General features: G+C 71.7%; 21 protein-coding genes and 2 tRNA genes. 6 read left to right on the top strand and 17 right to left on the bottom strand.

The features are described from left to right. Window positions 1-6 precede the first annotated feature (6 nt). The 4 genes from O7601_RS12970 to leuC all read right to left on the bottom strand — a co-directional run bounded on the left by O7601_RS12970 (window position 7) and on the right by leuC (window position 4,926). A complete protein-coding gene (locus O7601_RS12970) occupies window positions 7-1,917 on the bottom strand; it encodes an endonuclease/exonuclease/phosphatase family protein (RefSeq protein ID WP_281566406.1) in 1,911 nt (636 codons plus the stop codon). Between the two features lie 150 nt (window positions 1,918-2,067). After that, a complete protein-coding gene (locus O7601_RS12965; RefSeq protein WP_348650250.1) occupies window positions 2,068-2,706 on the bottom strand; it encodes an HU family DNA-binding protein in 639 nt (212 codons plus the stop codon). Window positions 2,707-2,879: 173 nt separating this feature from the next. Continuing rightward, entirely contained in the window at window positions 2,880-3,467 is a 588-nt protein-coding gene (gene leuD, locus O7601_RS12960) for a 3-isopropylmalate dehydratase small subunit (protein ID WP_281566405.1), read from the bottom strand. Window positions 3,468-3,480: 13 nt separating this feature from the next. Further along, entirely contained in the window at window positions 3,481-4,926 is a 1,446-nt protein-coding gene (leuC, locus tag O7601_RS12955; protein WP_281566404.1) for a 3-isopropylmalate dehydratase large subunit, read from the bottom strand. Between the two features lie 49 nt (window positions 4,927-4,975). Between leuC and O7601_RS12950 the strand changes: the two genes are divergently transcribed. Next, window positions 4,976-5,662, top strand: coding sequence for an IclR family transcriptional regulator (locus O7601_RS12950; protein ID WP_013284529.1), 687 nt, complete (start codon window positions 4,976-4,978; stop codon window positions 5,660-5,662). A 226-nt stretch (window positions 5,663-5,888) separates the two neighbouring features. On the opposite strand, the gene O7601_RS12945 is transcribed toward O7601_RS12950, so the two are convergent. The 3 genes from O7601_RS12945 to O7601_RS12935 form a co-directional block, all read right to left on the bottom strand. Continuing rightward, window positions 5,889-5,961: transfer RNA gene (locus tag O7601_RS12945), tRNA-Glu, on the bottom strand. 138 nt (window positions 5,962-6,099) lie between these two features. Next, window positions 6,100-6,171: transfer RNA gene (locus O7601_RS12940), tRNA-Gln, on the bottom strand. A gap of 96 nt (window positions 6,172-6,267) precedes the next feature. After that, window positions 6,268-7,071 carry a fumarylacetoacetate hydrolase family protein gene (locus O7601_RS12935; RefSeq protein ID WP_281566403.1) on the bottom strand — a complete coding sequence of 268 codons (804 nt, stop codon included), beginning with the start codon at window positions 7,069-7,071 and terminating at the stop codon, window positions 6,268-6,270. Between the two features lie 133 nt (window positions 7,072-7,204). Between O7601_RS12935 and O7601_RS12930 the strand changes: the two genes are divergently transcribed. Both O7601_RS12930 and O7601_RS12925 read left to right on the top strand, forming a co-directional pair. Continuing rightward, complete coding sequence (locus tag O7601_RS12930) at window positions 7,205-8,515, top strand: hypothetical protein (RefSeq protein WP_281566402.1); 1,311 nt, start codon at window positions 7,205-7,207, stop codon at window positions 8,513-8,515. 35 nt (window positions 8,516-8,550) lie between these two features. Further along, complete coding sequence (locus O7601_RS12925; protein ID WP_281566401.1) at window positions 8,551-9,522, top strand: 3-methyladenine DNA glycosylase; 972 nt, start codon at window positions 8,551-8,553, stop codon at window positions 9,520-9,522. Between the two features lie 63 nt (window positions 9,523-9,585). On the opposite strand, the gene O7601_RS12920 is transcribed toward O7601_RS12925, so the two are convergent. The 8 genes from O7601_RS12920 to O7601_RS12885 all read right to left on the bottom strand — a co-directional run bounded on the left by O7601_RS12920 (window position 9,586) and on the right by O7601_RS12885 (window position 16,479). Further along, a complete protein-coding gene (locus O7601_RS12920) occupies window positions 9,586-10,779 on the bottom strand; it encodes a cellulose binding domain-containing protein (RefSeq protein ID WP_281566400.1) in 1,194 nt (397 codons plus the stop codon). Window positions 10,780-10,886: 107 nt separating this feature from the next. Then, window positions 10,887-11,312 (bottom strand): alternative ribosome rescue aminoacyl-tRNA hydrolase ArfB, encoded by a 426-nt coding sequence (arfB, locus tag O7601_RS12915; protein ID WP_281566399.1) that lies wholly within the window; start codon window positions 11,310-11,312, stop codon window positions 10,887-10,889. 88 nt (window positions 11,313-11,400) lie between these two features. Further along, window positions 11,401-11,682 (bottom strand): hypothetical protein, encoded by a 282-nt coding sequence (locus O7601_RS12910; protein ID WP_281566398.1) that lies wholly within the window; start codon window positions 11,680-11,682, stop codon window positions 11,401-11,403. A gap of 108 nt (window positions 11,683-11,790) precedes the next feature. Further along, window positions 11,791-12,654, bottom strand: coding sequence for a trypsin-like peptidase domain-containing protein (locus tag O7601_RS12905; protein ID WP_281566397.1), 864 nt, complete (start codon window positions 12,652-12,654; stop codon window positions 11,791-11,793). Window positions 12,655-12,714: 60 nt separating this feature from the next. Continuing rightward, window positions 12,715-13,674: a VWA domain-containing protein gene (locus O7601_RS12900; RefSeq protein WP_281566396.1), complete on the bottom strand. Its 960-nt coding sequence runs from the start codon at window positions 13,672-13,674 to the stop codon at window positions 12,715-12,717. After that, window positions 13,671-14,687 carry a DUF58 domain-containing protein gene (locus O7601_RS12895; RefSeq protein ID WP_281566395.1) on the bottom strand — a complete coding sequence of 339 codons (1,017 nt, stop codon included), beginning with the start codon at window positions 14,685-14,687 and terminating at the stop codon, window positions 13,671-13,673. The genes O7601_RS12900 and O7601_RS12895 overlap by 4 nt, the downstream gene beginning before the upstream one ends. Next, the gene (locus O7601_RS12890; RefSeq protein ID WP_281566394.1) at window positions 14,687-15,736 is read right to left on the bottom strand and encodes an AAA family ATPase; all 1,050 of its coding nucleotides are present in this window, start codon (window positions 15,734-15,736) and stop codon (window positions 14,687-14,689) included. Before O7601_RS12890 ends, O7601_RS12895 begins: the two co-directional genes overlap by 1 nt. Before the next feature lie 245 nt (window positions 15,737-15,981). Next, complete coding sequence (locus O7601_RS12885) at window positions 15,982-16,479, bottom strand: hypothetical protein (protein WP_281566393.1); 498 nt, start codon at window positions 16,477-16,479, stop codon at window positions 15,982-15,984. A 425-nt stretch (window positions 16,480-16,904) separates the two neighbouring features. Between O7601_RS12885 and O7601_RS12880 the strand changes: the two genes are divergently transcribed. Next, complete coding sequence (locus O7601_RS12880) at window positions 16,905-17,900, top strand: endonuclease/exonuclease/phosphatase family protein (protein WP_281566392.1); 996 nt, start codon at window positions 16,905-16,907, stop codon at window positions 17,898-17,900. Window positions 17,901-17,919: 19 nt separating this feature from the next. On the opposite strand, the gene cimA is transcribed toward O7601_RS12880, so the two are convergent. Continuing rightward, entirely contained in the window at window positions 17,920-19,503 is a 1,584-nt protein-coding gene (cimA, locus tag O7601_RS12875) for a citramalate synthase (protein WP_281566391.1), read from the bottom strand. 309 nt (window positions 19,504-19,812) lie between these two features. On the opposite strand from cimA, the gene O7601_RS12870 reads away from it, so the two are divergent. Both O7601_RS12870 and O7601_RS12865 read left to right on the top strand, forming a co-directional pair. Then, window positions 19,813-20,274, top strand: a complete 462-nt coding sequence (locus tag O7601_RS12870) for a PRC-barrel domain-containing protein (RefSeq protein WP_281566390.1) — start codon at window positions 19,813-19,815, stop codon at window positions 20,272-20,274. A gap of 60 nt (window positions 20,275-20,334) precedes the next feature. After that, complete coding sequence (locus O7601_RS12865; RefSeq protein ID WP_281566389.1) at window positions 20,335-21,075, top strand: tyrosine-protein phosphatase; 741 nt, start codon at window positions 20,335-20,337, stop codon at window positions 21,073-21,075. A gap of 102 nt (window positions 21,076-21,177) precedes the next feature. Here O7601_RS12865 and O7601_RS12860 read toward each other — a convergent pair whose 3' ends face one another. Then, a complete protein-coding gene (locus tag O7601_RS12860) occupies window positions 21,178-22,278 on the bottom strand; it encodes a branched-chain amino acid aminotransferase (protein WP_281566388.1) in 1,101 nt (366 codons plus the stop codon). Between the last annotated feature and the right edge of the window lie 186 nt (window positions 22,279-22,464).

The raw sequence follows: 22,464 nt of genomic DNA, 5'->3' as shown, positions 1-22,464 counted from the left end.
CCGCTCTCAGCGGTTGGGCAGGGTGAGGGTGACGGCGACCGGCAGGTGGTCGCTGGCGGTGCTCGGCACCGCTACCGCCTCGGCGGCGATCAGGTCGGGCGAGACGAACACGTGGTCGATCTGTTCGTGCGGATCGTCCGCGGGGCTGGTCGGCAGCGGGCGGGCGGCGGCGAGCGCATCGACGAGGCCGGCGCCGGTGAACGCCGTGAAGGCCGGATCGCCCGGCTCCGTGTTGAGGTCACCGGCGACCACCAGCGGCGCGCCGTCGGCGTACCCGGTGGCGAAGTCCGCGACGGCGCGAGCCTGGACCACCGGGGCCGCACCGGGCGGCGGTTGCAGGTGGGTGCTCACCACGGCCAGGCGTACGCCGGCACCGAGGTCGACGGTGACGCCGAGCGCCTGCGCCCCGGTGGGCGCGCCCACCGCCGGTAGCGGACGGGTACGCGGCCGTTGCACCGGCCACCGGCTGAGCACCGCGTCCCCCCACAGCGGGTCGGCGGCGGGCGCGAAGACGTAGGGCATCCCCAGCCGGGCGGCGAGTAGGCCCAGCGTGTCGTGGCCACCGTTGAGCAGCCAACCCCGGTCGACCTCGCTGAGCACGACCACGTCGGCCCGACCGACCGCCCGTTCCAGTGCGGTGAGGTCGAGGCGGCCGTCGAGGCCGAAGCCCATCCGGATGTTGTACGCCACCAACCGCACCCGCTCCGGCGGCCCGGCCCGGTTGCTGGCCACCAGCCACGGCCCGTGCAGCCAGGCGGCGGCGAGGGCGACCACGGCGGCCAGCACCGCGAGCCGCCGCCGGGGAAACTCTGGCGCGGGTGCCGCCCGAGGTGGCCGGTGCCCGCCGGACGCGGCCACGCCGCCCATCGCGACCACCCCGGTCAGGGCGGCCACCAGGGCCGGCACCCACTCGTTGGGGTAGCCGAGGTCGTAGGCGGCGTAGTAGACCAGCGCGGCGACGGCGAAGACGAGCATCCCGCCCACCGCCGCGTACCCCGGGCCGGTGCCGGGCCGGCCGGCGCGCTGCGACGACGGTCCGCCACCGGCCAGGCCGAGGCAGCCGCCCAGCCCCGCCGCGCCGGCCAGGATGGCGAAGGTGAGCAGCGTCGGCGGGCCGTAGCCGAACAGCAGGGCCCCGGCCAGCAGCAGCACCGGCGGCACCGCCCGCCATCGTGGCTGCGGCGGAGTCAGCGCTCCGAGCAGGAACAGTGGTGCCGCGACGCCCAGCGGCGCCAATGCGAACGGCGGCGGCGCGGCGGTTCCCGCCTCGCCGTACCAGTAGGACATGGCGCTGATGGCGACCGCGGGTGACAGCGCCACCATGCCGCCGAGCAGCAGCGCCGGTCCGACGAGCAGCCAGCCCCGGCGGGTCGGCGGGACCTCGACCGGTGGAGCGCTGGCGCGTCCGCGCCCGAACGCCGTCTCGGCGGCCAGCAGCGCCGCCACCACCGCCACGCTGGCCGCCCACGCCGGCCACCGCCCCCACCACACCAGGTCGTACGTGCCGAGCAGGGCGTGGCACAGCGCACCCGCGGTCAGCCCCAGCACCAGCCCGGGTACCGGATACGCGACCCGGGCGGCCGTGGCGGCCAGCCAGACCAGACCGGCGAGCAGACCGGCGGTGGCCAGCCACAGTTGGGCCCGGCCACCCGGCGCGGCGGTGAGGGCGAGCCGGGCGGCGCCGAGCGCCAGCACCGCCGTGACACCGACGGTGGCAGGGCCGACCCGCGCGACGAGGGCCGGCGCGGCGAGCGCCAGCACGAACCAGCCGACGGCGAACGCGCCGAGCAGCTCGGCCGGGGTCGACGCGGCCTGACCGAAGATGGTGATGACCGACGGCAGGAAGACCCGCAGCACGTCGGTCAGGACGACGAGTCCCAGGGCCAGGGTGGCGGTGCCGAGACGACGCTGACTCAACCCGGTCCTCTTTCCGGCGAGGGGTGGTGCGGCGATTCTGCTGGCCGGGTTCCGGGCCGGTCAACGGTTGGCCGCCATGGCGGCCAACCGTGGGGTGGACATGGCGAGGGCGCCCACCGTACCGGCGGGCGCCCTCGTCGTACGACCGGCTCAGCGCCGGGTCGCAGCCTTCCTGGCCGGCGCCTTCTTCGCCGGTGCCTTCTTGGCCGTCGCGGTCTTCCGAGCCGCCGTCGCCTTGGTCGCCGCGGCGGTCTTCTTCGCCGGGGCGGCCTTCTTGGTGGCAGCCTTCTTCGCCGGAGCGGCCTTCGCGGTCGTCTTGGTCGCGGTGGTCTTCTTGGCCGCCGCGGTCTTGCTCGCCGTGGTCTTCTTGGCTGCGGTGCTCTTCGCCGCGGTCGTCTTCTTCGCCGCGGTGCTCTTCGCCGCGGTCGTCTTCTTCGCCGCGGTCGCCTTGGCACCTGTGGTCTTGGCGGTGGCTCCGGCGGTCTTCTTCGCCGCAGCCGTGGCCTTCGGCACCTTGCCGCTGGCCACCATCTCCTTGAACCCGGCGCCGGGGCGGAACGTCGGCACCGAGGTCTTCTTGACCTTCACCGCCTCCCCCGTACGCGGGTTGCGGGCTGTTCGCGCGCCCCGTACACGCTTCTCGAACGCTCCGAAACCGGTGATCGCCACCTTCTCGCCCTTGGTGACCGCCGCCTGGACCTCAGCGAGGACCGCGTCGAGCGCGGCCGTCGCCGTTTTCCGGTCCCCCAGGCGAACGGCGAGCGCCTCGATGAGCTCGGCCTTGTTCACGACTTCCTCCTGATTGTGCAACTGACTCGACGCGAGCCATTCTGCGCGCACGGTATGCCCTGTGCTGGCGGGACACAAACATTCGGCGGAAAAAAGCCCTTGTGTCGTAACGGATTCGCCCCCACCGGTGGCACCGGTGGGGGCGAAATCGGCTGCGGATCGGGGCGTCCGGGCTACGCGACCCGGGGCAGGAAGGCCGGTCGGTCAGCCTCGAAGGCGCTGATCCGGTCCTCGTGGCGGAGGGTGAGTCCAATGTCGTCCAAGCCCTCCATCAGCCGCCATCGGCTGAAGTCGTCGAGCGGGAACGACCAGATGGCGGTGCCGACCCGCACCTCGCGCGTGGTCAGGTCGACGACCACCGGAGTGGTCGGATTCTCCTCTACCAGGCGCCAGATTTCCTCGACGGCTTTCAATTCGAGCTCAACCGGAAGCAGCCCTTCCTTGAGGGCGTTCCCGCGAAAGATGTCACCGAAGCGCGGCGAGATCACCACCCGGAAGCCGAAGTCACGCAGCGCCCACACGGCGTGCTCCCGTGATGACCCGGTGCCGAACTCGGGGCCGGCCACCAGAATCGACGCTCCCGAATAAGCTTGATCGTTGAGCACGAATGCCGGGTCCTCACGCCACGCGCTGAACAGCCCGTCGGCGAATCCGGTCCGGGTCACCCGCTTGAGGTACACGGCGGGGATGATCTGATCAGTGTCCACGTCGGACCGCCGCAGCGGCAGGGCGGTGCCGGTGTGCACGGTGAACTTGTCCATGTCGCAGCCCTTCTTACAGGTCGGCGGGAGCGGCCAGCCGGCCGACGACGGCGGTGGCGGCGGCCACCGGCGGGCTGACCAGGTGGGTACGCCCACCCCGGCCCTGGCGGCCCTCGAAGTTCCGGTTGGAGGTGGAGGCGGCGCGCTGCCCCGGCGAGAGCGTGTCCGGGTTCATGCCCAGACACATGGAGCAGCCAGCGAAGCGCCATTCGGCACCGGCGTCGGCGAAGACCTTGTCGAGCCCCTCCGCCTCGGCGGCCTCCCGCACCGCGGCCGAGCCGGGCACCACCAGCATGCGTACCCCGTCGGCCACCCGGTGACCGCGCAGCACGTCGGCGGCGGCCCGGAGGTCCTCCAGGCGCCCGTTCGTGCACGAGCCGACGAAAACCACGTCGACGGAGAGGTCGCGCAGCGCGGTGCCGGGGCGCAGGTCCATGTACGCCAGGGCGCGACGGGCGGCGGCCCGCTCCGGCTCGGTGACGAACTCCTCGGGATCCGGCACGGCCGCACCCAGCGGCGCGCCCTGCCCGGGGTTGGTGCCCCAGGTCACGAACGGCGTGATCTCGGCGGCGTCCAGCGTCACCTCGGAGTCGAAGGTCGCCCCCTCGTCGGTGGGCAGCGTCCGCCAGTACTCCAGCGCCGCGTCCCAGTCGGCGCCGCTGGGCGCGTTGGGGCGCCCCTTCAGGTACGCGAAGGTGGTCTCGTCCGGCGCGATCATGCCGGCCTTGGCACCCCACTCGATGGACATGTTGGCGATCGTCATCCGTCCTTCCATGGACAGCGCCCGGATCGCCTCGCCCCGGTACTCCACGATGTGCCCACGCCCGCCGCCGGTGCCGACCTTGGCGATCAGGGCGAGCACCAGGTCCTTGGCGGTGACGCCGGGACCGAGCTGCCCGTCGACGGTGACCGCCATCGTCTTCGGTCGGGCCTGCGGCAGCGTCTGGGTGGCCAGCACGTGCTCGACCTCGCTGGTGCCGATGCCGAACGCCAGGGCCCCGAACGCGCCGTGCGTGGCCGTGTGCGAGTCGCCGCAGACGATCGTCATGCCGGGCTGGGTGAGGCCGAGCTGTGGACCGATGACGTGCACGATGCCCTGGTTGGCGTCGCCGAGCGGGTGCAGCCGTACGCCGAACTCGGCGCAGTTGCGCCGCAGCGTCTCGATCTGCGTACGAGAGGTGGGGTCGGCAATGGTGAGCAGGTCGCCACGGCGCTGCTGAAACGAGGGATCGGCGTACCCGGTCGGGGTGTTGTGATCCTCGGTGGCCAGCGTGAGGTCGGTACGCCGCACCCGACGGCCGGCCATGCGCAGTCCGTCGAACGCCTGCGGGCTGGTCACCTCGTGTAGCAGGTGCAGGTCGATGAAGAGCAGATCGGGCTCACCATCGGCGGACCGGACGACGTGTGCGTCCCAGACCTTCTCGGCCAGGGTCCTCGGCTCAGGAGTGACTCCCACCATCTGGACATCCTAAATTCTGGGAGGTAAATTTCGGCTTGTGGGACACAGTATGAGCGGTGTCGGCGTTCTCGACAAGGCGGTGGTCATCCTGGCCGCCTGTGTAGACGGCGCCAGCCTGGCCGAACTCGTTGAACGCACCAAGCTGCCCCGAGCCACCGCGCACCGATTGGCCCAGGCGCTGGAGATCCACCGGATGCTGGTCCGGGACACCCAGGGTCGCTGGCGTCCCGGTCCACGCCTGGGTGAGCTGGCCAACGCGGCGCCGGATGTGCTGCTGACGGCGGCCGAGCCGCTGCTGGCCGCCCTGCGGGACGCCACCGGCGAGAGCGCCCAGCTCTATCTGCGCCGGGCGGACGAACGGATCTGTGTGGCCGCCGCGGAACGCGCCAGCGGGCTACGCGACACCGTGCCGGTCGGCTCGGTGCTGCCGATGACCGCCGGGTCGGCGGCGCAGATCCTGCTCGCCTGGGAGCCGCCCGAGGCGGTGATGCCGCTGCTGCCCCGGTCGAAGTTCACCGGCCGCACCCTCGCCGAGGTACGCCGCCGAGGCTGGGCACAGAGCGTCGCCGAACGCGAGGCAGGTGTGGCGAGCGTCTCGGCCCCGATCCGCGACCGCACGGGACGGGTGATCGCCGCCATCAGCATCTCCGGCCCCATCGAGCGCCTGGGCCGCCGCCCCGGCGAACGCCACGCCATGGCCGTGGTCCGAGCCGGCCAACGCCTCTCCGGCCTCTAACTCGAAAATCGACCGTAACTTAACGTCGCGCCGCCGTCGCGGCCGGCCCGACAGGGGGTGGCGCGACGGCGGGCCAGGCAGGACGAAGGGGGACCAGGCGCGACGGCGGGTGGATCACGGCGACCAGCGCTGCACCACTCAAGCAGCGCTGCACCACTCAAGCGAAACGCCCTGTTGAAAGCGAAACGGCCCGCTCCGCAGCGGCGGAACGAGCCGTGAACACCTGTAGCCCCGACCGGATTCGAACCGGCGCTACCGCCTTGAGAGGGCGGCGTCCTGGGCCGCTAGACGACGGGGCCAGAACACTTCGCGGCACCACCCTTTCGGGCGGTGCCGCCGAACTCTACCAGACCTCGCTACCGGAGCCCCTCGCGGTGCATCGGTGCCGAACTCCACCAGAATCCAGCGACCTCGATTCGTGACGAATCTCGGCTGCGCTGGGGTACCAGGACTCGAACCTAGACTAACTGAACCAGAATCAGTCGGGCTGCCAATTACCCCATACCCCATTGGCCCCTTGCGGCGCCGGGAACAAACTCTACCCTCCCGGCACCGACAGGCCAAATCGACTTCCCCAAACTGCCCTTGAGCTGCCAAAACGGCGATCAGGCCGCCGACACGACCGGGTTCGTCAGCTCACCGATCCCCTCGATCCGGACGCTCACCGTATCCCCGTCGGTGAGCGGGCTAACCCCAGCCGGCGTACCGGTCAACACGACGTCACCGGGAAGCAGTGTCATCACGTGTGAGACGTACGACACCAGAGCCGGCGCGTCGAAGACCATGTCACCGGTGCGGCCCAGTTGGCGTACCTCCATCTCCTCCGGGTCGCGACCGACCTCGCAGCGGATCTCCAGGTCGGTGACATCCAGCCCGGTGGTGATCCACGGCCCGATCGGGCAGAACGAGTCGAACCCCTTGGCTCGGGTCCACTGGCTGTCGGAGCGCTGAAGGTCCCGGGCCGTGACGTCGTTGGCGCAGGTGTAGCCGAAGATGGCCCGTTCAGCCGCGGCCCGGTCCGCCCGGCGGGCGCCCAGCGCGCCGATCACCACCGCCAGCTCGGCCTCGTGCTCGACCTGCTTGCTGAACTCAGGTAGCCGGATCGCGTCCCGCGGACCGATGACCGAGGTCGAGGGCTTCAGGAACAACAGCGGCTCCTTCGGCACCTCCGCGCCGTGTTCGGCGGCGTGCTCGGCGTAGTTGCGGCCGACACAGACCACCTTGCTGGGCAGGATCGGCGAGAGCAGCCGGACGTCGGACAACGCCCAGCGGACCCCGCTGAACGTGATCTGGCCGAACGGGTGGCCGGAGATCTCGGCGATGGTGAGCCCCTGCGGACCCGCCTCCGGCTCTCCCTCGACGACGCCGAACGACATTCCCTTGGCATGAGCGAAACGAGCGATACGCACCAGGCCAATGTAGTGCGGCCGGCGGACGATCGCCGCAGCTTACCCGCGCCGCCCACCGCCGGGGCCAGATTCGTCGCTTCGTACCCGCCCGACGCGCGCCCGCACCTAGCGTCGGCTGCGGAGGTTCGTTCGTATGCCTGCATCGACACGACACCACAAGACCCTCGCCGCGATCGTGCACTGCGTCGGTCTGCTGACCGCGCTGCCGGTGCTGCCGACCGCCGCCGCTCCGGACGCACCGGCGGCCACCGTCCCGCACGCTTCACCGGCCGGGCGGCTTCAGCCCGCAGCGGCGGCACCCGACCCCAGCATGCCGGCGGCACCACCAGCGGTACCGACGCCGACCCGGGTGGTTTCGCCGGCCGCCAGGCCGAAGGTGAGCGTACGGGTCGCGCCGGAGCAGAGCGCCGCTCCCGGGTACCGGATCGAGGTCCGTAACGCCGGCAGCACCCCGGTGGAGACAACAGTCCGTCAGGAACTGCCTGAGGGCGTCTCGGCGACGACGGTAAGCGCCGGAGGTCGGGTGGTACGCCCCGGTGGGTCGCCGGCCACCGAGGTGACCTGGCGGCTGAAGCTGCCGCCGGAGAGCACCACCACGCTGGGCACCACGCTCACCACGACCGCGTCCCGACAGCCGGTGACCGCCCCGACCTGCGCCTTCGCCAGGGACGGCGGGCAGCCGTACGACTGCGCGAGCGCCACCTGGACGGCACCGGGGACGGCGGCGTCGCAGTCGCAGGAGGCCACGGGCTGGCGTCGGCAGGCACCCGCGCTACTGGCCGCCGGGGCCGCGCTGCTGGTGCTGGGCGTGGTGGCACTGCTCACCTGGCGACGCCGCCGACGGCCGGTGGCCGCGGCACTGGCCTCGGACGGGCCGGGCACCATCTATCCACGCCCGGCCGCTCCCCGGCCGCCGGCCCGACGCCGCAAGCCACCGGTCTGGATCGTGGTGCCGGTGGCCGCGATCGTGCTGGCCGGCACCGTCGGCGCCGCCGCCTGGTCCGCCACCCGCCGGGTCACCGCGATCGACACGGACAGTCAGCCGACCAGCGGCGCCTGGAAGGGCACCGGGGTCGCCGGGAGCTTGGGGATGCCGCTGCGCGAGGACGCGTTCGAGTTCACCGTCTACCGGATGACCTGCGATCCGGGCCGGGGCGCGCGGCAGTGTCAGGCGACCGTCGGGGTCCGCAACCTCACCCCGGAGCACCAGAGCTGGCACGGAAAGCTGCAACGGGTGTACCTGGCCAACGGCAACTGGGTCACCACCGACGAGCCGGCCACCCGCCGGGCGAACCAGGGACGCGACGTGTTCGCCGACCCGGTGGCCGCCGGCAGCCGGGTGGTGCTGCCGCTGGTCTTCACGATCAACGGGCGGGACGCGCCGCAGCGGCTGGAGCTGCGCAGCGGCGTCTTCTCCGCCGGTGTCCGGGTCGACGTGCCCTGACCCGGACACCAGACGGCGGTCGTACCCTTGGTGCCGTGACCGCCGCGCCCGCCCCCGCCACACCCGCCGTCGTCGACGGGGCCGGCGGGCGGGTCCACGCGCCGGCCGGTCGGCAGGTGACCCGCCTCCCCGCCGCCGCCTGGCAGCCTTTACTGGCGGGTCACGAACGGCGCGCCGACTCGCTGACCGCCGGCCACCGGGCTCGGCGGGCCACCGGGCAGCGCCACGCCATCGACGATTTTCTGTACGACTACTACGGCACCCGACCGTCGGTGCTACGCCGTTGGCACCCGGGTGTGGGTGTTCGGCTGGAAGCCGGCCCGGACGGCCCGGCACCGCACCGCCGGTGGCGCTGGTACACGACGGAGGCGGACGGCACGGTACGGCTCGACGTTGACGTTCTCCTCGCCGACCGGGGCGACTCGGTGCGGTTCATCCACCGGCTGCTGACCGCGATCGCGTCCCGCCCGGCCTTCACCGGCTGTTTCGGCCTGCACGAGTGGGCGATGGTGTACCGCCAGCGTGAGCACCGCCACCCGCTTCCCCTTCGCCTCGGCCAGCAGGGCACCGACGCGGTGGTCGAGGCGCACCAGATCCGGTGCACACACTTCGACGCGTACCGCTTCTTCACCCCCGACGCGGTCGAGCGCAACCACCTCCGACCGACCCGGGCCAGTCAGGTCGACCTCGACCAGCCGGGCTGCCTGCACGCCTCCATGGACTGCCACAAGTGGGCCACCAAGCTGGGCCCGGCCGTCCCCGGTGAGCTGGCGCTCGACTGTTTCGCGCTGGCCGGCGACATTCGACTGCTCGACATGCAGGCGTCGCCGTACGACTTCTCCTCGTACGGTCAGCCGTCGGTGGCCATCGAGACGCCGGAGGGCAAGGCCGAGTACGTGGCGCGGCAACGGGAGTTCGCGCGACGGGCCGGCCAGTTGCGGGCTCGACTGATCGAGGTCTGCTCGACGCTGCTCGACCGCGCCGAGCCGGCGCGAGTCGAGGCATGACGACCGGCGGCCTTGCGGGGGGCAGCCGGGGGCCGCGCCACTGGCCGGCCCTCGGGGCGACGCTCAGGAGCGGGAACAGGTGACGGTCGGTGCGGTGACGACGCCACCGGTGCTGCCGAGGAAACCGAAGGTGGTACGCGCGCCGGGGGCGAGGACACCGTTCCAGCCGACATTACGGGCCGTCGCCGTCGACCCGTTCTGGGTGACCTCGGCGTTCCAGGCTTGCGTGATCCGTTGGCCGTCGGCGAAGACAAGCCCCACACTCCAGCCCCGCATCTGCGTGGTGGAGTCGTTAGCGACCGTGACCTCGCCCTGGAAGCCGCCCGACCACTGCCCCACGGTCCGGTAGGTCGCGACACAGCCGGCCGGACCGGGGCTGGACGTCGGCGTCACGGTCGGGGTCGGGGTCGGGGTCACGGTCGGAGTCGGCGTCGGAGTCGGAGTCGGGGTCACGGTCGGAGTCGGCGTCGGGGTCGGGGTGCCGGCCAGGGCGGCCACCAGTGCCGGATACCAACGGTCGGAGATCTTCTGGTCGCCCGCCGCGTTCGGGTGCACGCCGTCATAGGTGTCGGCGGCAGGGCTGAAGCCCGTCCACTGATCCACCACCACGATCGGTGAGACGGTCGTGGTCTTACCCGCCGCCCACGCGTCGATGGCGCCGTTGAGGGCCACCACCCGCTGACCACAGTCGGGACAGGTGCTCGGCGCCATCGGAATGATCTTCGCAACCAGGATGCGCATGCCCGGGTTGCTCGCCCGCATCTGGTCCACCAGCCGGCTGTACGCGGACAGGATCGTGGCGGGAGCGATGTTGCTCCACACGTCGTTGGTGCCGAGATGCATCAGCACGATGTCCGGCCGGGTCGCCGCGAGCCAGCCCGGCAGCAGGTTCTGGTTGGCCACGTTGGTGGCGAGGTAGCCTCCGTGGCCCTCGTTGTCGCCGTCGTACGGCTGACCGCAGCCCTGCGGACCGAGCGTGCCGACGAAGTCGATCCCGGTGTGTCCGGCGGACTGGAGGCGGTTCCAGAGCAGGGACCGCCAGCAGCCCGGCGAGCCGGTGATCGAATCACCGAGCGGCATGATCCGCACTGGGTCGGCTGCCGAGGCCGGGGCGGAAATGGGACGTACCGCCGTGCCGTCGCGGGCCGGCGATGCGGATCGGGCCGGCGCGACGAGCAGCGTCGACCAGGCGAGTACGACGAGCGCGACGGCCGCGAGCGAGGCGGCCGGAGCACTGGGCAGGGACCTTCGGAGCATGATGGAGGAACTCCCGTCGCATGTCGTGGGTTAGGTGTCCAGCCCGGTGCTCCCACGCGAATTCAACCACGTGACACTGACGGTCATCAATCAAACGGGGGCAACCGCTACTCGCCGTCCACCCGCCGGTCGCGCTTGCGCTGCCCGCGACGCTTCTTCTCGGCCAGCCGCCGCTCCTTGGCCGCCCGCGACGGACGGGTCGGACGGCGTGGTGGCGGTGGCGGGGCCACCGCCTCGCGCAACAACGACACCAGGCGTTCCCGGGCCGCTTCCCGGTTGGCCAGCTGAGCCCGGTGCTCGCTGGCGGCGATTGTCAGCACGCCGTCGACCAGCCGTCCGGCGAGCCGGTCCAGGGCCCGGGTGCGCAGCGACTCGGGGATGCTCGGCGAGCCGGCCAGGTCGAAGCTCAGCTCGACCCGGGAGTCGGCGGTGTTCACGCCCTGCCCGCCCGGTCCGGAGGACCGGGAGAACCGCTCGCGCAGTTCACCGGCGGGAACCATCCACCGGTCGGTCACCCGCAGTCCGTCGTCCACGCCCTGAGGCTAGCGCGGGGTGCGGAACGGGTTCGCACCAACGCCGCGGGCACACCTTCAGTTGAAGGACCCGGTGTCAGCGGGCGGGTCACTCGTCCGCGCTGCTGCTCGGGGCCGGCGCCGGCGCCGGCTCGTCGCTGCCACCGACGGCGGCGTACGCGACCGCTCCGACCAGGAGCAGGGCGATGACGCCGACCTTCGTGGTGACGACTTTGATCAGCATCCAGGCGGCGCGACGCGCTCCGGGCACGGTCTTCTTCGCCGCCTGATAGTCGTTCCAGCCCCGCCGGGCGCGCGCGTACGACGACCCGACGCCACTTCCGATGATGAGCCCCACCAGCAGGAGGGCCGCGATGAGAGGACGCTCCACCCACGCCAGTATTCATACCGAGCGTAATATTTCCATTCTCCGATCATCGAGCGCCGGAATCCGACAGTTGCCCCGATCTCCCCGTAATCGGACAGTAGCTCTGGGTAATCAGCCACCCTTTCCGATGATCGTGTCGGCGGTCTGCTGCACCTGCTCGATCGGGATGGCGAACCCGATACCGATGGAGCCGTTGCCGTCGATGGTCGCGATCGCGGTGTTCACCCCGACCACCTCGCCCCGGGCATTGACAAGTGGTCCGCCCGAGTTGCCGGGGTTGATCGAGGCATCGGTCTGCACCGCCCGGTGCCGGTTGTCGCCGAGCCGCACCTGGCGGTCCAAGGCGCTGACGATGCCGGCGGTGACCGTGCCGGGCAGTCCCAGTGGCGACCCGACCGCCAACACCGGTTCGCCCACCCGGGTCGAACCGGGCTTGGCCAGCGGCAGCGCCGTGAGGCCGGCCGACGCCGGCACCTTGAGCACCGCGAGATCACTGCCCGGCTCCCGGCCCACCACCTCCGCCGCGAACCGCCGGCCGTCCGGCAGTTCGACGGTCACCGGTCCGCCCCGGCCCTTGGCGATGATGTGGTCGTTGGTGATGATGTGCTGCTCGGCGTCGACCGCGAAGCCCGAACCGCTCGCCGAGCCACTCGCGTTTCCGCCCACCAACACCGACACCACGCCGGGCACGGTCTTCTCGGCAGCGGTCACCAATTCGGCCGGGACCGGGGCTGCGGAGGCGGCGGACGGTCCCGCAACGCCGTCACGACCGGCCACCCAACCACCGGCCAGCGCCCCCGACCCGGCGGAGATGGACACCATCGCCAGCCCGGCCAGCAGTCGGCGGCGCCAGCCGCCGAGCAGCCGCGCCCGTGCCTGCGACGCCGCGTCCGACCCGCCCCGCCCGTCCGGGTCGAGATCGGGCGAGACGAACCAGGGCCCGCGTGGCTCACCCAGTCCGGTCTGCACTGCCATACGTACGCTCCTCACGTGTGCCGCCGGCTGCGGCCGTTGTCGCGGATCGGGCGGTCGGATTCAGGGCAGGCGGGAGAACCAGCGCATCGAGCCGACCGCCGCGCCCATCGCGAAGACCAACCCGAGCCCGATGAACCGGGCCGAGATGTCCTGGCGCACCTCGCGCCAACCCACCGAGCTGCCGATGTCGTCGTAGACGGCCCGCAGTTCGGCGCTCGTAGCGGCCTCGTGGAAGCCGCCCCCGGTCTGCTCGGCCACGGCCCGCAGCGTCTCCCCGTCCACCGGCACCTGGATCGGCCGCCCGCCCCGGTCGACGAAGCCGCCCGGAGTACCGAACGAGATGCTGTGCACCGGTACGTCGAGGGCCACCGCCTCGGTGGCGGCCTCCACCGGATCCATGCCCGAGGTGTTAGCACCATCGGAGAGCAGGATGATCCGGGCCGGCGGCGGCTCGGTCGCGGCCTTGTCGTCCAACGCCTTCACGGCACCCAGCGAGGTGCTGATCGCCTCGCCGATCGCGGTGCCCTGCACACCCGTCGTCCCCTCGGCCAGCCGTTCGATCCCGTCGTGCAGCGCTTCCCGGTCGGTGCCCGGTGGCACCAGCACCGCCGCGCTGCCGGCGAACGCGACAAGTCCCACGTTGAACTCCCGGGGCAGGCCGTCGGCGAACCGCCGGGCGGCGCTCTTGGCCGCGCTGAGCCGGTCCGGCTCGACGTCACCGGCGAGCATCGAGGTGGAGACGTCCACCGCCACCATCACGGTGGCGCGTTCCCGGGGCACCCGGACCTCGGCGGTGGGACGGGCGAAACCGACCACGAGCAGGGCCAGCATCGCCAGGAAGAGGCCGGCCGGCAGGTGCCGACGCCAGGTCGGACGCCGGGGTGCGACCCGGTCGAGCAACCGCAGATTGGTGAAGCGGACCGCGTACCTGCTGCGTCGCCGCTGCGCCACCAGGTACGCCGCCGCCAGGGCGAGGACGCCGAGCAGCAGCCAGAGCCGGACGGGTGACTGCCAGATCACGCCGCACCTCCCCGTCGCGCCGGTGCCGGTGCGGACGCCAGTCGGCGCTGCGTGTGCACGTGCCGAACGATGTCCACGGTCCAGTCCCGGTCGGTACGCAGCGCCAGGTGCGTCGCACCGGCCCGGCGCAGGGCGTGCCGGACCTGGTCACGTTGGGCGGCAGCCGCCGCCGCGTAACGTTCACGCAGGTGGCGATCGCCGGTCCACACCTCGCGGCGCTCGCCGGTCTCCGGGTCGACCAGGGTGATCAGACCGACGTCCGGCAGTTCCCACTCGCGAGGGTCGGTGACCTCGACCGCGAGCACCTGGTGGCGCACCGTGAGCCGACGGAGCGGACGCTCCCACCCGGCCGGCAGCCGGGCATCGTCGGGCAGGCCGTCGAGGAAATCGGAGACCACCACCACCAGACCACGCCGGTGGGCGACCCGCAGCACCTCGGCCAGCGCGTCAGCCAGCCCGGCGGCGGGCGCGGCCTCGGGCGCGCCGTCCGGGTGGTCGCGGACCCGAGGTGCGCCCAGCAACGCGCGCAGCAGCCCGAACAGGTGGGTACGCCCGCCGCGGGCGGGCACCCGGTGCAGCCCGTGGGGCGTGAGCACCTGCGCACCGAGCCGGTTGCCCGGTCCGGCGGTGAGGAAGCCGATGGTGGCGACCGCAGCCACCGCCAGCTCGCGCTTGTCCAACTCGGCGGTGCCGTACTCCATGCTGGGACTGGCGTCGACCAGCAGCCAGGTGGTCAGCTCCCGGTCGGCGTCCACCTCCCGCACGTGCGGCACCGCGGTACGGGCGGTCACCGACCAGTCCATCCGGCGCACCTCGTCCTCGCCTGGCCGGTACTCGCGGCTGCCCGCCGGTTCGCTGCCCGGGCCGGGCAGCAGACCATGTCGCTCGCCGTGCAACAGACCGTCGAGGCGCCGGGTCACCGTGAGTTCCAGCCGCCGCAACCGCTGGTCCGGGGTGAGATCGGTGAGCATCGGGTCCGCCGCCACGGGCGGCGTGGGGTTCCGGCGGCCCATCAGGCGACTGCCAGGTCGGCCGCGTACTTCGGCCTGGCGGTGGCCACCCGGGGCGGCGGAACCGCCTCGACCAGCCGATGGACGACCCAGTCGGCGCTGACCCCGTCGGCGACCGCGTCGAAGGAGAGGACCAGCCGGTGAGCCAGTACCTCCACGGCGAGTTCCCGGACGTCGTCGGGCAGGACGTAGCCCCGTCCCCGGAGCAGGGCCTGGGCGCGGGCGGCCGCGACCAGGCCGAGGGTGGCGCGGGGACTGGCACCGTAGGCGAGCAGCCCGGCCATCTCCGGCAACCCGAACCGGCCCGGTTCACGGGTGGCGAGGATGAGCCGGACCACGTACTCGGCGATGGCGTGATGGACGAACACCTGCCTGGCCTGATGCTGGAACTCGCGCAGCCGGTCCGGGCCGAGCACCCGGTGCGCCCGGGGACGGTCGGCGCTCATCCGGTAGAGAATGGCCAACTCGTCGGCGACGTCCGGGTAGTCGACAACGATCTTCATGAGAAAGCGGTCCCGCTGCGCCTCCGGCAGCTGGTAGACCCCTTCCGATTCGATGGGGTTCTGGGTGGCCAGCACCAGGAACGGCTCCGGTACCGGGTGGCTGCGACCGCCGATCGACACCTGGCGCTCGGCCATCGCCTCCAGCAACGCCGACTGCACCTTCGCCGGCGCTCGGTTGATCTCGTCCGCCAGCACCAGGTTCGCCATCACCGGACCCAGTTCCACGTCGAAGCTCTCCTTCGAGGCGCGGTAGATCCGGGTGCCGACGATGTCGGAGGGCACGAGGTCGGGAGTGAACTGGATGCGGGAGAAGCTGCCACCGACCACAGTCGCGAGGGTCTGCGCGGCGAGGGTCTTGGCCACTCCCGGTACGCCCTCCAGCAGGCAGTGCCCGTCGGCGAGCAACGCGACCAGGAGGCGTTCGACGAGCCGATCCTGCCCGACGATCACGCGTTTGACCTCGAAGAGCGTCTGGTCCAACTGCGCCGCGGTCGCGTCCGGATCGGCCGGGGTGGGCAGGCTGGCCATGGTGTCCGAGATGTCCGTCACGGTGCTTGCTTCCCGAGCCGACCGGCGGACAAACGTCGGAATTTCCGGCCCTCCGCCGCCCAGAACACGTGATCGGCCCCATTACCGGACAGCACCTGCGGCCGGTCCCTGGAGGGCCACCGCACCCGCAGCCACCGTCACCTTCGGCAACGGCGGTAGTCGGGCGTCCTCCGCTGGCCCGCCAGCACGGGCCCGGCACGACACCGGCCTCCGTCGAGCGACGGAGGCCGGTGACCGGGCACGGTTCAGCGGTGCACGAGGAGGTAGAACGGCAGGTCGGCGGGGACACCTGCGGAGTCGCGGGTCTGGATGAAGACCGCGCTCGGGGTGAGCAGCCGCCGCGCGACCGAGATCTCACCGGCGGGCGGGACACAGCACGAGTCCGGCCGACCGATCGTCGCCACGTAGATGCCGTTGGTGACGTTGCTGCCGAACTGCACCTCGTACTCCCCGACGCCGTACTTGATGACAACGCCGGCGCCGCGGGCCTTGGTGCCGTTGGCGTTGACCGCCGTGGCGTAGAAGCCGCTCACGGCCTGGGCGCTCATCCCGTCACCCTTGGCGAGGGTGGCCTTCGCGCTGTTCAGCGAGGCCGTGGTGACGGCCGGCTGCTGGGCGGAGCGGGCGGTGGGCTGGGCCGACTCGGCGGTCGGCTTCGCCACGGCGATGCCGCCGCCGGCCAGGGCGAGCGCCAGGGCCGCGATCGCCACCGCAGCCGTCTTACGTCGGAACAATCTGGTCATGACGGGTCTCCCTTTTTCGGGCGTGGAAATACGGCCGACCCGTGGCATACGGGGTCGGTTGTTGCCATTTTCGAGTCGGGCGACAATGAGCGCTCACCGCCTGCACATTGCGCCCGGGAGCGCACCCGCAGACGTATCCCGCTTGTCGACTGTGATGCGCCCTGAGCTGGGGATTATCGCCAGAACGCGGCCTCCTGAGCAGCTGAAACGTAGCACCGAAAAATGCCGTGGGTCAATAGTGCAAATACTGTCGGCGAGTTGTCTGATCAGCGCCGGCAATCAGCGAAAAGTGAAGGTGCCGGCAATCGCGAAATCGATTCTGGAAGCTGTTGGCGGATCTTCCTCGGGGACGCTCGGGCTGGGCGCCCCGACGCCGGGGCGTGCTCGGGCGTGCCCATCGGGCGATGTTCAGTAATCTGCGTGCCGTGGAGATCACCAACGGTCGCCGGGTCTGCCGGCCGTCAAGTATCAGCCTGCTCTGCTGGCTGGTCGTCGCGCCGGGTGCCGGGTGGGTGCTGGCGCGGTCGTTCGGTCTGGACCAGGGACCGCTGGTGCAGGCGTTGGCGTTCACGCCGTACGTGACGCTCGGGAGCCTGGCCCCGCTGGTGCTCGCGCTCGCCCTGCACCGCCGGGCCCCAACGTTCGTCGCGGCGCTGACCGCCCTCGCCCTGGTCGCGCTGGTGGCTCCCCGCGCCCTGCCCGCGCCGCAGCCGGACGTCGCCGGACCGACCGTGCGGGTGCTCACCGCCAATCTGCTCGCCGGTGCCGCCGATCCGGCGGCGGTGCTGGAGCTGGTGCGCAGCCGGCAGGTCGACCTGCTGCTCGTGCAGGAACTCACGCCGGCGGTCGAGGCCGAGCTGGACCGGCTCGGCCTCGACCGGCTGCTGGCGCACCGTCAGCTCAACCCGGTCGTCGGCACCCCCGGCTCCGGGCTCTACGCCCGTCACCCGCTCAGCGACGGCGGCATCCGTCAGCTGCGCGGCGCCTGGGGCTTCACGCAGGCGTACGCGACCGTCGCGGTGCCCGGCGCACCCCCGGTACGCGTCGAGTCGGCGCACCCAGCGGCCCCGTACGCGATCGACCAGGTGGACGCCTGGCAGGCCGACCTGGCCGCCCAGCCGACGGCCACTCCCGACGGACCGTTGAGCGTCCTCGCCGGGGACTTCAACGCCACGCTCGACCACGGTCCGCTGCGCACCCTGATCGACACCGGCTATGTCGATGCCGCCGCCTCGGTCGGCGCCGGACTCACCGGCACCTGGGGGCCGTACGACGGCGACCTCATCCCGCCCGTGGTGATCGACCACGTGCTGGTGGACCGTCGCATCGCCGTGCGGGACTTGACGGTCCACCCGTTGCCCGGCAGCGACCACCGCATGGTCCTCGCCGAGCTGCGGCTACCCACTGCCGAGGGCCGGTAGGCCACGGGGGCGGCAGACACTAGACCCGGGCGCGGTCCAGGCCGTAGGTGAGCGCGTCGACCAGGGCGTGCCAGCTCGCCTCGACCACGTTGGGGTGTACGCCGACGGTGGTCCAGCCACCGCCCCGCCCGTCGGCCGTCTCGACAAGTACCCGGGTCACCGCGCCGGTGCCGTGGCTTCCCTCCAGGATCCGCACCTTGTAGTCGGCCAGCTCGAAGTCCCGCAGCTCCGGGTAGTGCCGGCCGAGGCCGACGCGGAGCGCCTCGTCCAACGCGTTGACCGGTCCGTTGCCCTCGGCCGTGGCGATCACCCGTTCACCGCGTACCCGGATCTTGACGGTCGCCTCGGAGACGACCGAGCCGTCCTCGCGGTGCTCGACCAGCACCCGGTACGACTCCAGCGCGAACGGCCGCACCGGCGCGGCGTCCGGCAGCTCGGAGCGGACCAGCAGCTCGAACGAGGCGTCGGCGGCCTCGAACGACCACCCGCCGGCCTCCAGTTCCTTGACCCGGCTGGTGACCCGGGACAGGGTCTCCGGATGGCCGGCCAGATCCAACCCCAGCTCGCGGCTCTTCAGCTCGATGCTGGCCCGGCCGGCCATCTCGGTGACCAGGATCCGCATGTCGTTGCCGACCACCCCGGGCTCCACGTGGTTGTAGAGCAGCGGATCCACCTTGATCGCGCTCGCGTGCAGGCCCGCCTTGTGAGCGAAGGCCGCAGCCCCGGCGTACGCCTGGTGGGTGTCGGGGGCGATGTTGGCGATCTCGGCGATGGCGTGGGAGACCCGCACCATCTGCTCCAGGCAGCCCTCCGGTAGGACCGGCAGCCCGAGCTTGAGTTGGAGGTTCGCGACGACCGCGAAGATGTCGGCGTTGCCGGGCCGCTCGCCGTACCCGTTCGCGGTGCCCTGCACGTGCTGGACCCCGACCTCGACGGCGGCGATGGTGTTGGCCACCGCGCAGGCGGTGTCGTTCTGGGCGTGCATGCCGAGCAGCTCCGGCGCGACGCCGATCCGATCGGTGAGGTCGACGATGGCGGCGGTCACCTGGGACGGCAGCATTCCACCATTGGTGTCGCAGAGCACGAACCGCTCGGCGCCCGCCGCGAGTGCGGTCTCCACCACCGACGCGGTGTACGCCGGGTCGTGGCGGTAGCCGTCGAAGCTGTGTTCGCCGTCGACGAAGACCCGCCGTCCCTCGGCGACCAGGTGGGCCACCGTGTCGTGGATCATCGCCAGGTTCTCCTTGGCGGTGGTGCGCAGCGCCCGCTCGACGTGCCGCAGGTCGGCCTTGGCGACCAGGGCGATCGCCGGGGTCTGTGCGTCGAGCAGACCCCGCACCTGCGGGTCGTCGGCGGCCACCGCACCGGCCCGGCGGGTGGCGCCGAACGCGACGAGCACCGCGTGCCTGAGGTCGAGTTCGGTGCCCGCCCGACGGAAGAACTCCGTGTCCTTCGGCACCGCGCCCGGCCAGCCGCCCTCGATGAACCCGACACCGAACTCGTCGAGCAGCCGCGCCACCGCGAGCTTGTCGACCACCGAGTAGCTGAGCCCCTCGCGCTGGGCGCCGTCGCGCAGCGTGGTGTCGTAGACCTGAAACGTCATGGTGATCCCTTCGTCAGGCACCGGCCGGCGCAACAAAAAGACCCCCCGCGGCTGCGGGAGGTCTGCGCGCTCGGCGAGGGGAAGGCCGGCGCGCTAGTTGCCAATAATGCGGGCGGTGCTGGTCACGACCGGTACTCTGCCACCTCCGGATCGCCTTTGGGAGGCACAATCCACATCTCGGGACAGCCGGTGACCCCTGTGCCGGGTGGTTTCCCTGGTGTAGACCGCGCGTCCAGGGGTAGGAACTTTCGGGACAACGAAGCACCTTCCTCCGAGACGGCCCACCACGGCCGGGGCAGGAGACATCCCATGGACAGGCTCAACCCGAACAACACGAACGCCACACCGGACCCGGAGCTGCGCGCCGTCGACCAGAGCGTCGTCGCGGGCGGCGCCCCCGCCGGTGCCTTCGACCCCTGGAGCTACCGGGACGAAGCCGGAGTGGCCGACACGAACCTGGTCGGCTACAAGGTGGAGGCCAGCGACGGCTCGATCGGCAAGATCGACAGTGACAGCGCCGAGGTCAACGCCAGCTACCTGGTGGTGGACACCGGGCCGTGGATCTTCGGCAAGAAGGTCATGCTCCCGGCCGGGACGGTGAACCACGTCGACCACGAGGAGCAGAAGGTCTTCGTCGACCGCACCAAGGACCAGATCAAGGCCGCGCCGGAGTACGACGAGACGGCCACCGACCCGGCCTACCGGGACAAGCTCGGCGGCTACTACAACGACACGTACACGGCCATGCCGCCCGGCGGCCCCCTGCGGTAAGGGCACCCGACAACGTGACGGCCGGTGGGACGCTGTTCCACCGGCCGTTACCGTGTCCGGATGGACGCCACTGAGCAGACTCGCAGAATCCCCTTCACCAGGATGTTCAACTTCCGGGACGTGGGCGGCTACCGCGGCCTGGACGGACGGACCGTCCGTACCGGAAGGCTCTACCGCTCCGACTCGCTGCACGGAATGGACGAGTCCGACCGGGAGGCGTTCGCCGCGCTCGGCGTGCGGACCGTTGTCGACCTGCGCCGACCGCAGGAGGTCGAGCGATACGGCCGGGTGCCCGACTTCGACGGCCTCACCTACCGGCACATCCACCCGGAGCACGCGCACTGGGAGGAGCAGCCGTACCGGCCCGACACCGATCTGGCCCGCTACCTGGCCGACCGGTACGCCGACCTGGCCCGCACCGGCACCGCCGGTCTCGCCGAGGCGATCGGCCTCATCGCCGACAGCGCGAACGCGCCGGTGGTGGTGCACTGCGTCGCGGGCAAGGATCGCACCGGCATCGTCTGCGGCCTGACCCTCGCGGTGCTCGGCGTCGAGGACACCGAGATCGCGGCGGACTACGCGCTCAGCACCGAGGCGTCGCAGCGCTTCGCCGCCTGGGTGGCCACCGCGCATCCCGAGGTGCCCGAGCTGCCCATGCCGTACCTGTCCTCACCGGCCGAGACGATGTTGCTCTTCCTAACCGAGATCCGGGAGGGGCACGGCTCGGTCGACGACTACCTGCGGCACGCCGGGGTCACCGACGAGCAACTCGCCGCCCTGCGTGATCACCTGCTGACCTAGGCCCTGGACAGACGCGCCCGCCCGAGCTTCATCAGCACGGCGTGGGCAGTGCGGGGGCCCCGCGCCACGCTCGGCGTGACGACGGGGCCCCGAACGAACCGCTCAGAACACGCGGTGGACCCAGTTGTGCGGATCCTCCGCCTTGCCCCGCTGAAGATCCACGAGCTGTTGGCGCAGCGCCATGGTGACGGCGCCCGGCTCCCCGCCGGCCACGGCGAACTCCCCGTCCGGGAAACGCACCTGCCCGATCGGCGTGATCACCGCCGCGGTGCCACAGGCGAAGACCTCGCGCAGCCGGCCGCTGGCGGCGTCCGCCCGCCAGTCGTCGAAGGTCACCGGTCGCTCCTCGATCCGGTGCCCGGCCGTCGCCGCCAGGGTGAGCACCGACTCGCGGGTGATGCCGGGCAGGATCGTGCCGGTCAGCGGCGGAGTGGCGATCGACCCGTCCTCGTAGACGAAGAAGACGTTCATGCCGCCCAGTTCGTCGACGAACCGGCGCTCCACGGCGTCGAGAAAGACCACCTGGTCGCAGCCGTGTTCGAGGGCCTCGGCCTGAGCGGCCAGCGAGGCGGCGTAGTTGCCGCCGCACTTGGCCGCGCCGGTGCCGCCGGGCGCCGCCCGGGTGTAGTCGGGCGAGACCCAGACCGTCACCGGCTTGACCCCGCCGGAAAAGTACGCCCCCACGGGTGAGGCGATCACCGAGTAGAGGTACTCGTTGGCCGGGCGGACGCCGAGAAAGACCTCGCTGGCAAACATGAACGGCCGCAGGTAGAGACTGCCGCCGTCCGCGCCGTCGGGAATCCACTCCCGGTCGATCTCGATCAGCCGGTGCAGCGAGTCCACGAAGGTCTGCTCCGGCAGCGCCGGCATGGCCATCCGGGCGGCGGAGGTGTTGAACCGGGCCGCGTTGGCGAACGGGCGGAACATCGTCACCCCGCCGTCGGCCGCCCGGTACGCCTTCATACCCTCGAAGATCTCCTGCGCGTAGTGCAGCACGGCGCTGGCGGGATCCATCGGGATCGGTGCGCGCGCCTCGACCCGCGCGTCGTACCAGCCCTTGCCGTCGGCGTAGCGGATGGTGACCATGTGGTCGGTGAACACCCGGCCGAACCCGGGGTTTGCCAGCAGCGCAGCCCGGTCGGTGGCCGATACCGGTGCGGGATTCGGACGGATCTCGAAGTCGATCTTGTCACCACCGCTCATCGCGCTGACCTCCCTGGGGACGACGGCATGCGCCGACCGCACGCCGGAAACATGGTTGTGCCAGAACCTACCCCGAACGGTCGTTCAGCGGATAGGTCCACCGGTGGACAGGTGGCATCTCATCGGTGGCGACCGCCGCCCCTGCCGGCCGGGGGCGGCGGAGCATCGACGGCCGGTGGGACGTGA

The organism is Verrucosispora sp. WMMD573 (assembly GCF_027497175.1).
GTDB lineage: Bacteria > Actinomycetota > Actinomycetes > Mycobacteriales > Micromonosporaceae > Micromonospora.
Note: the sequence above shows the minus strand (reverse complement) of the source record. Positions and strands in the feature narration are given on the sequence as shown.

Bases quoted from the DNA above. Each gene is read 5' to 3' on its own strand.
- leuD (WP_281566405.1), bottom strand. From the start codon at position 3,467: ATGGACAAGTTCACCGTGCACACCGGCACCGCCCTGCCGCTGCGGCGG.
- leuC (WP_281566404.1), bottom strand. From the start codon at position 4,926: ATGGTGGGAGTCACTCCTGAGCCGAGGACCCTGGCCGAGAAGGTCTGG.
- O7601_RS12950 (WP_013284529.1), top strand. From the start codon at position 4,976: ATGAGCGGTGTCGGCGTTCTCGACAAGGCGGTGGTCATCCTGGCCGCC.
- O7601_RS12930 (WP_281566402.1), top strand. From the start codon at position 7,205: ATGCCTGCATCGACACGACACCACAAGACCCTCGCCGCGATCGTGCAC.
- O7601_RS12920 (WP_281566400.1), bottom strand. From the start codon at position 10,779: ATGCTCCGAAGGTCCCTGCCCAGTGCTCCGGCCGCCTCGCTCGCGGCC.
- O7601_RS12905 (WP_281566397.1), bottom strand. From the start codon at position 12,654: ATGGCAGTGCAGACCGGACTGGGTGAGCCACGCGGGCCCTGGTTCGTC.
- O7601_RS12895 (WP_281566395.1), bottom strand. From the start codon at position 14,687: ATGGGCCGCCGGAACCCCACGCCGCCCGTGGCGGCGGACCCGATGCTC.
- O7601_RS12885 (WP_281566393.1), bottom strand. From the start codon at position 16,479: ATGACCAGATTGTTCCGACGTAAGACGGCTGCGGTGGCGATCGCGGCC.
- cimA (WP_281566391.1), bottom strand. From the start codon at position 19,503: ATGACGTTTCAGGTCTACGACACCACGCTGCGCGACGGCGCCCAGCGC.
- O7601_RS12870 (WP_281566390.1), top strand. From the start codon at position 19,813: ATGGACAGGCTCAACCCGAACAACACGAACGCCACACCGGACCCGGAG.
- O7601_RS12865 (WP_281566389.1), top strand. From the start codon at position 20,335: ATGGACGCCACTGAGCAGACTCGCAGAATCCCCTTCACCAGGATGTTC.
- O7601_RS12860 (WP_281566388.1), bottom strand. From the start codon at position 22,278: ATGAGCGGTGGTGACAAGATCGACTTCGAGATCCGTCCGAATCCCGCA.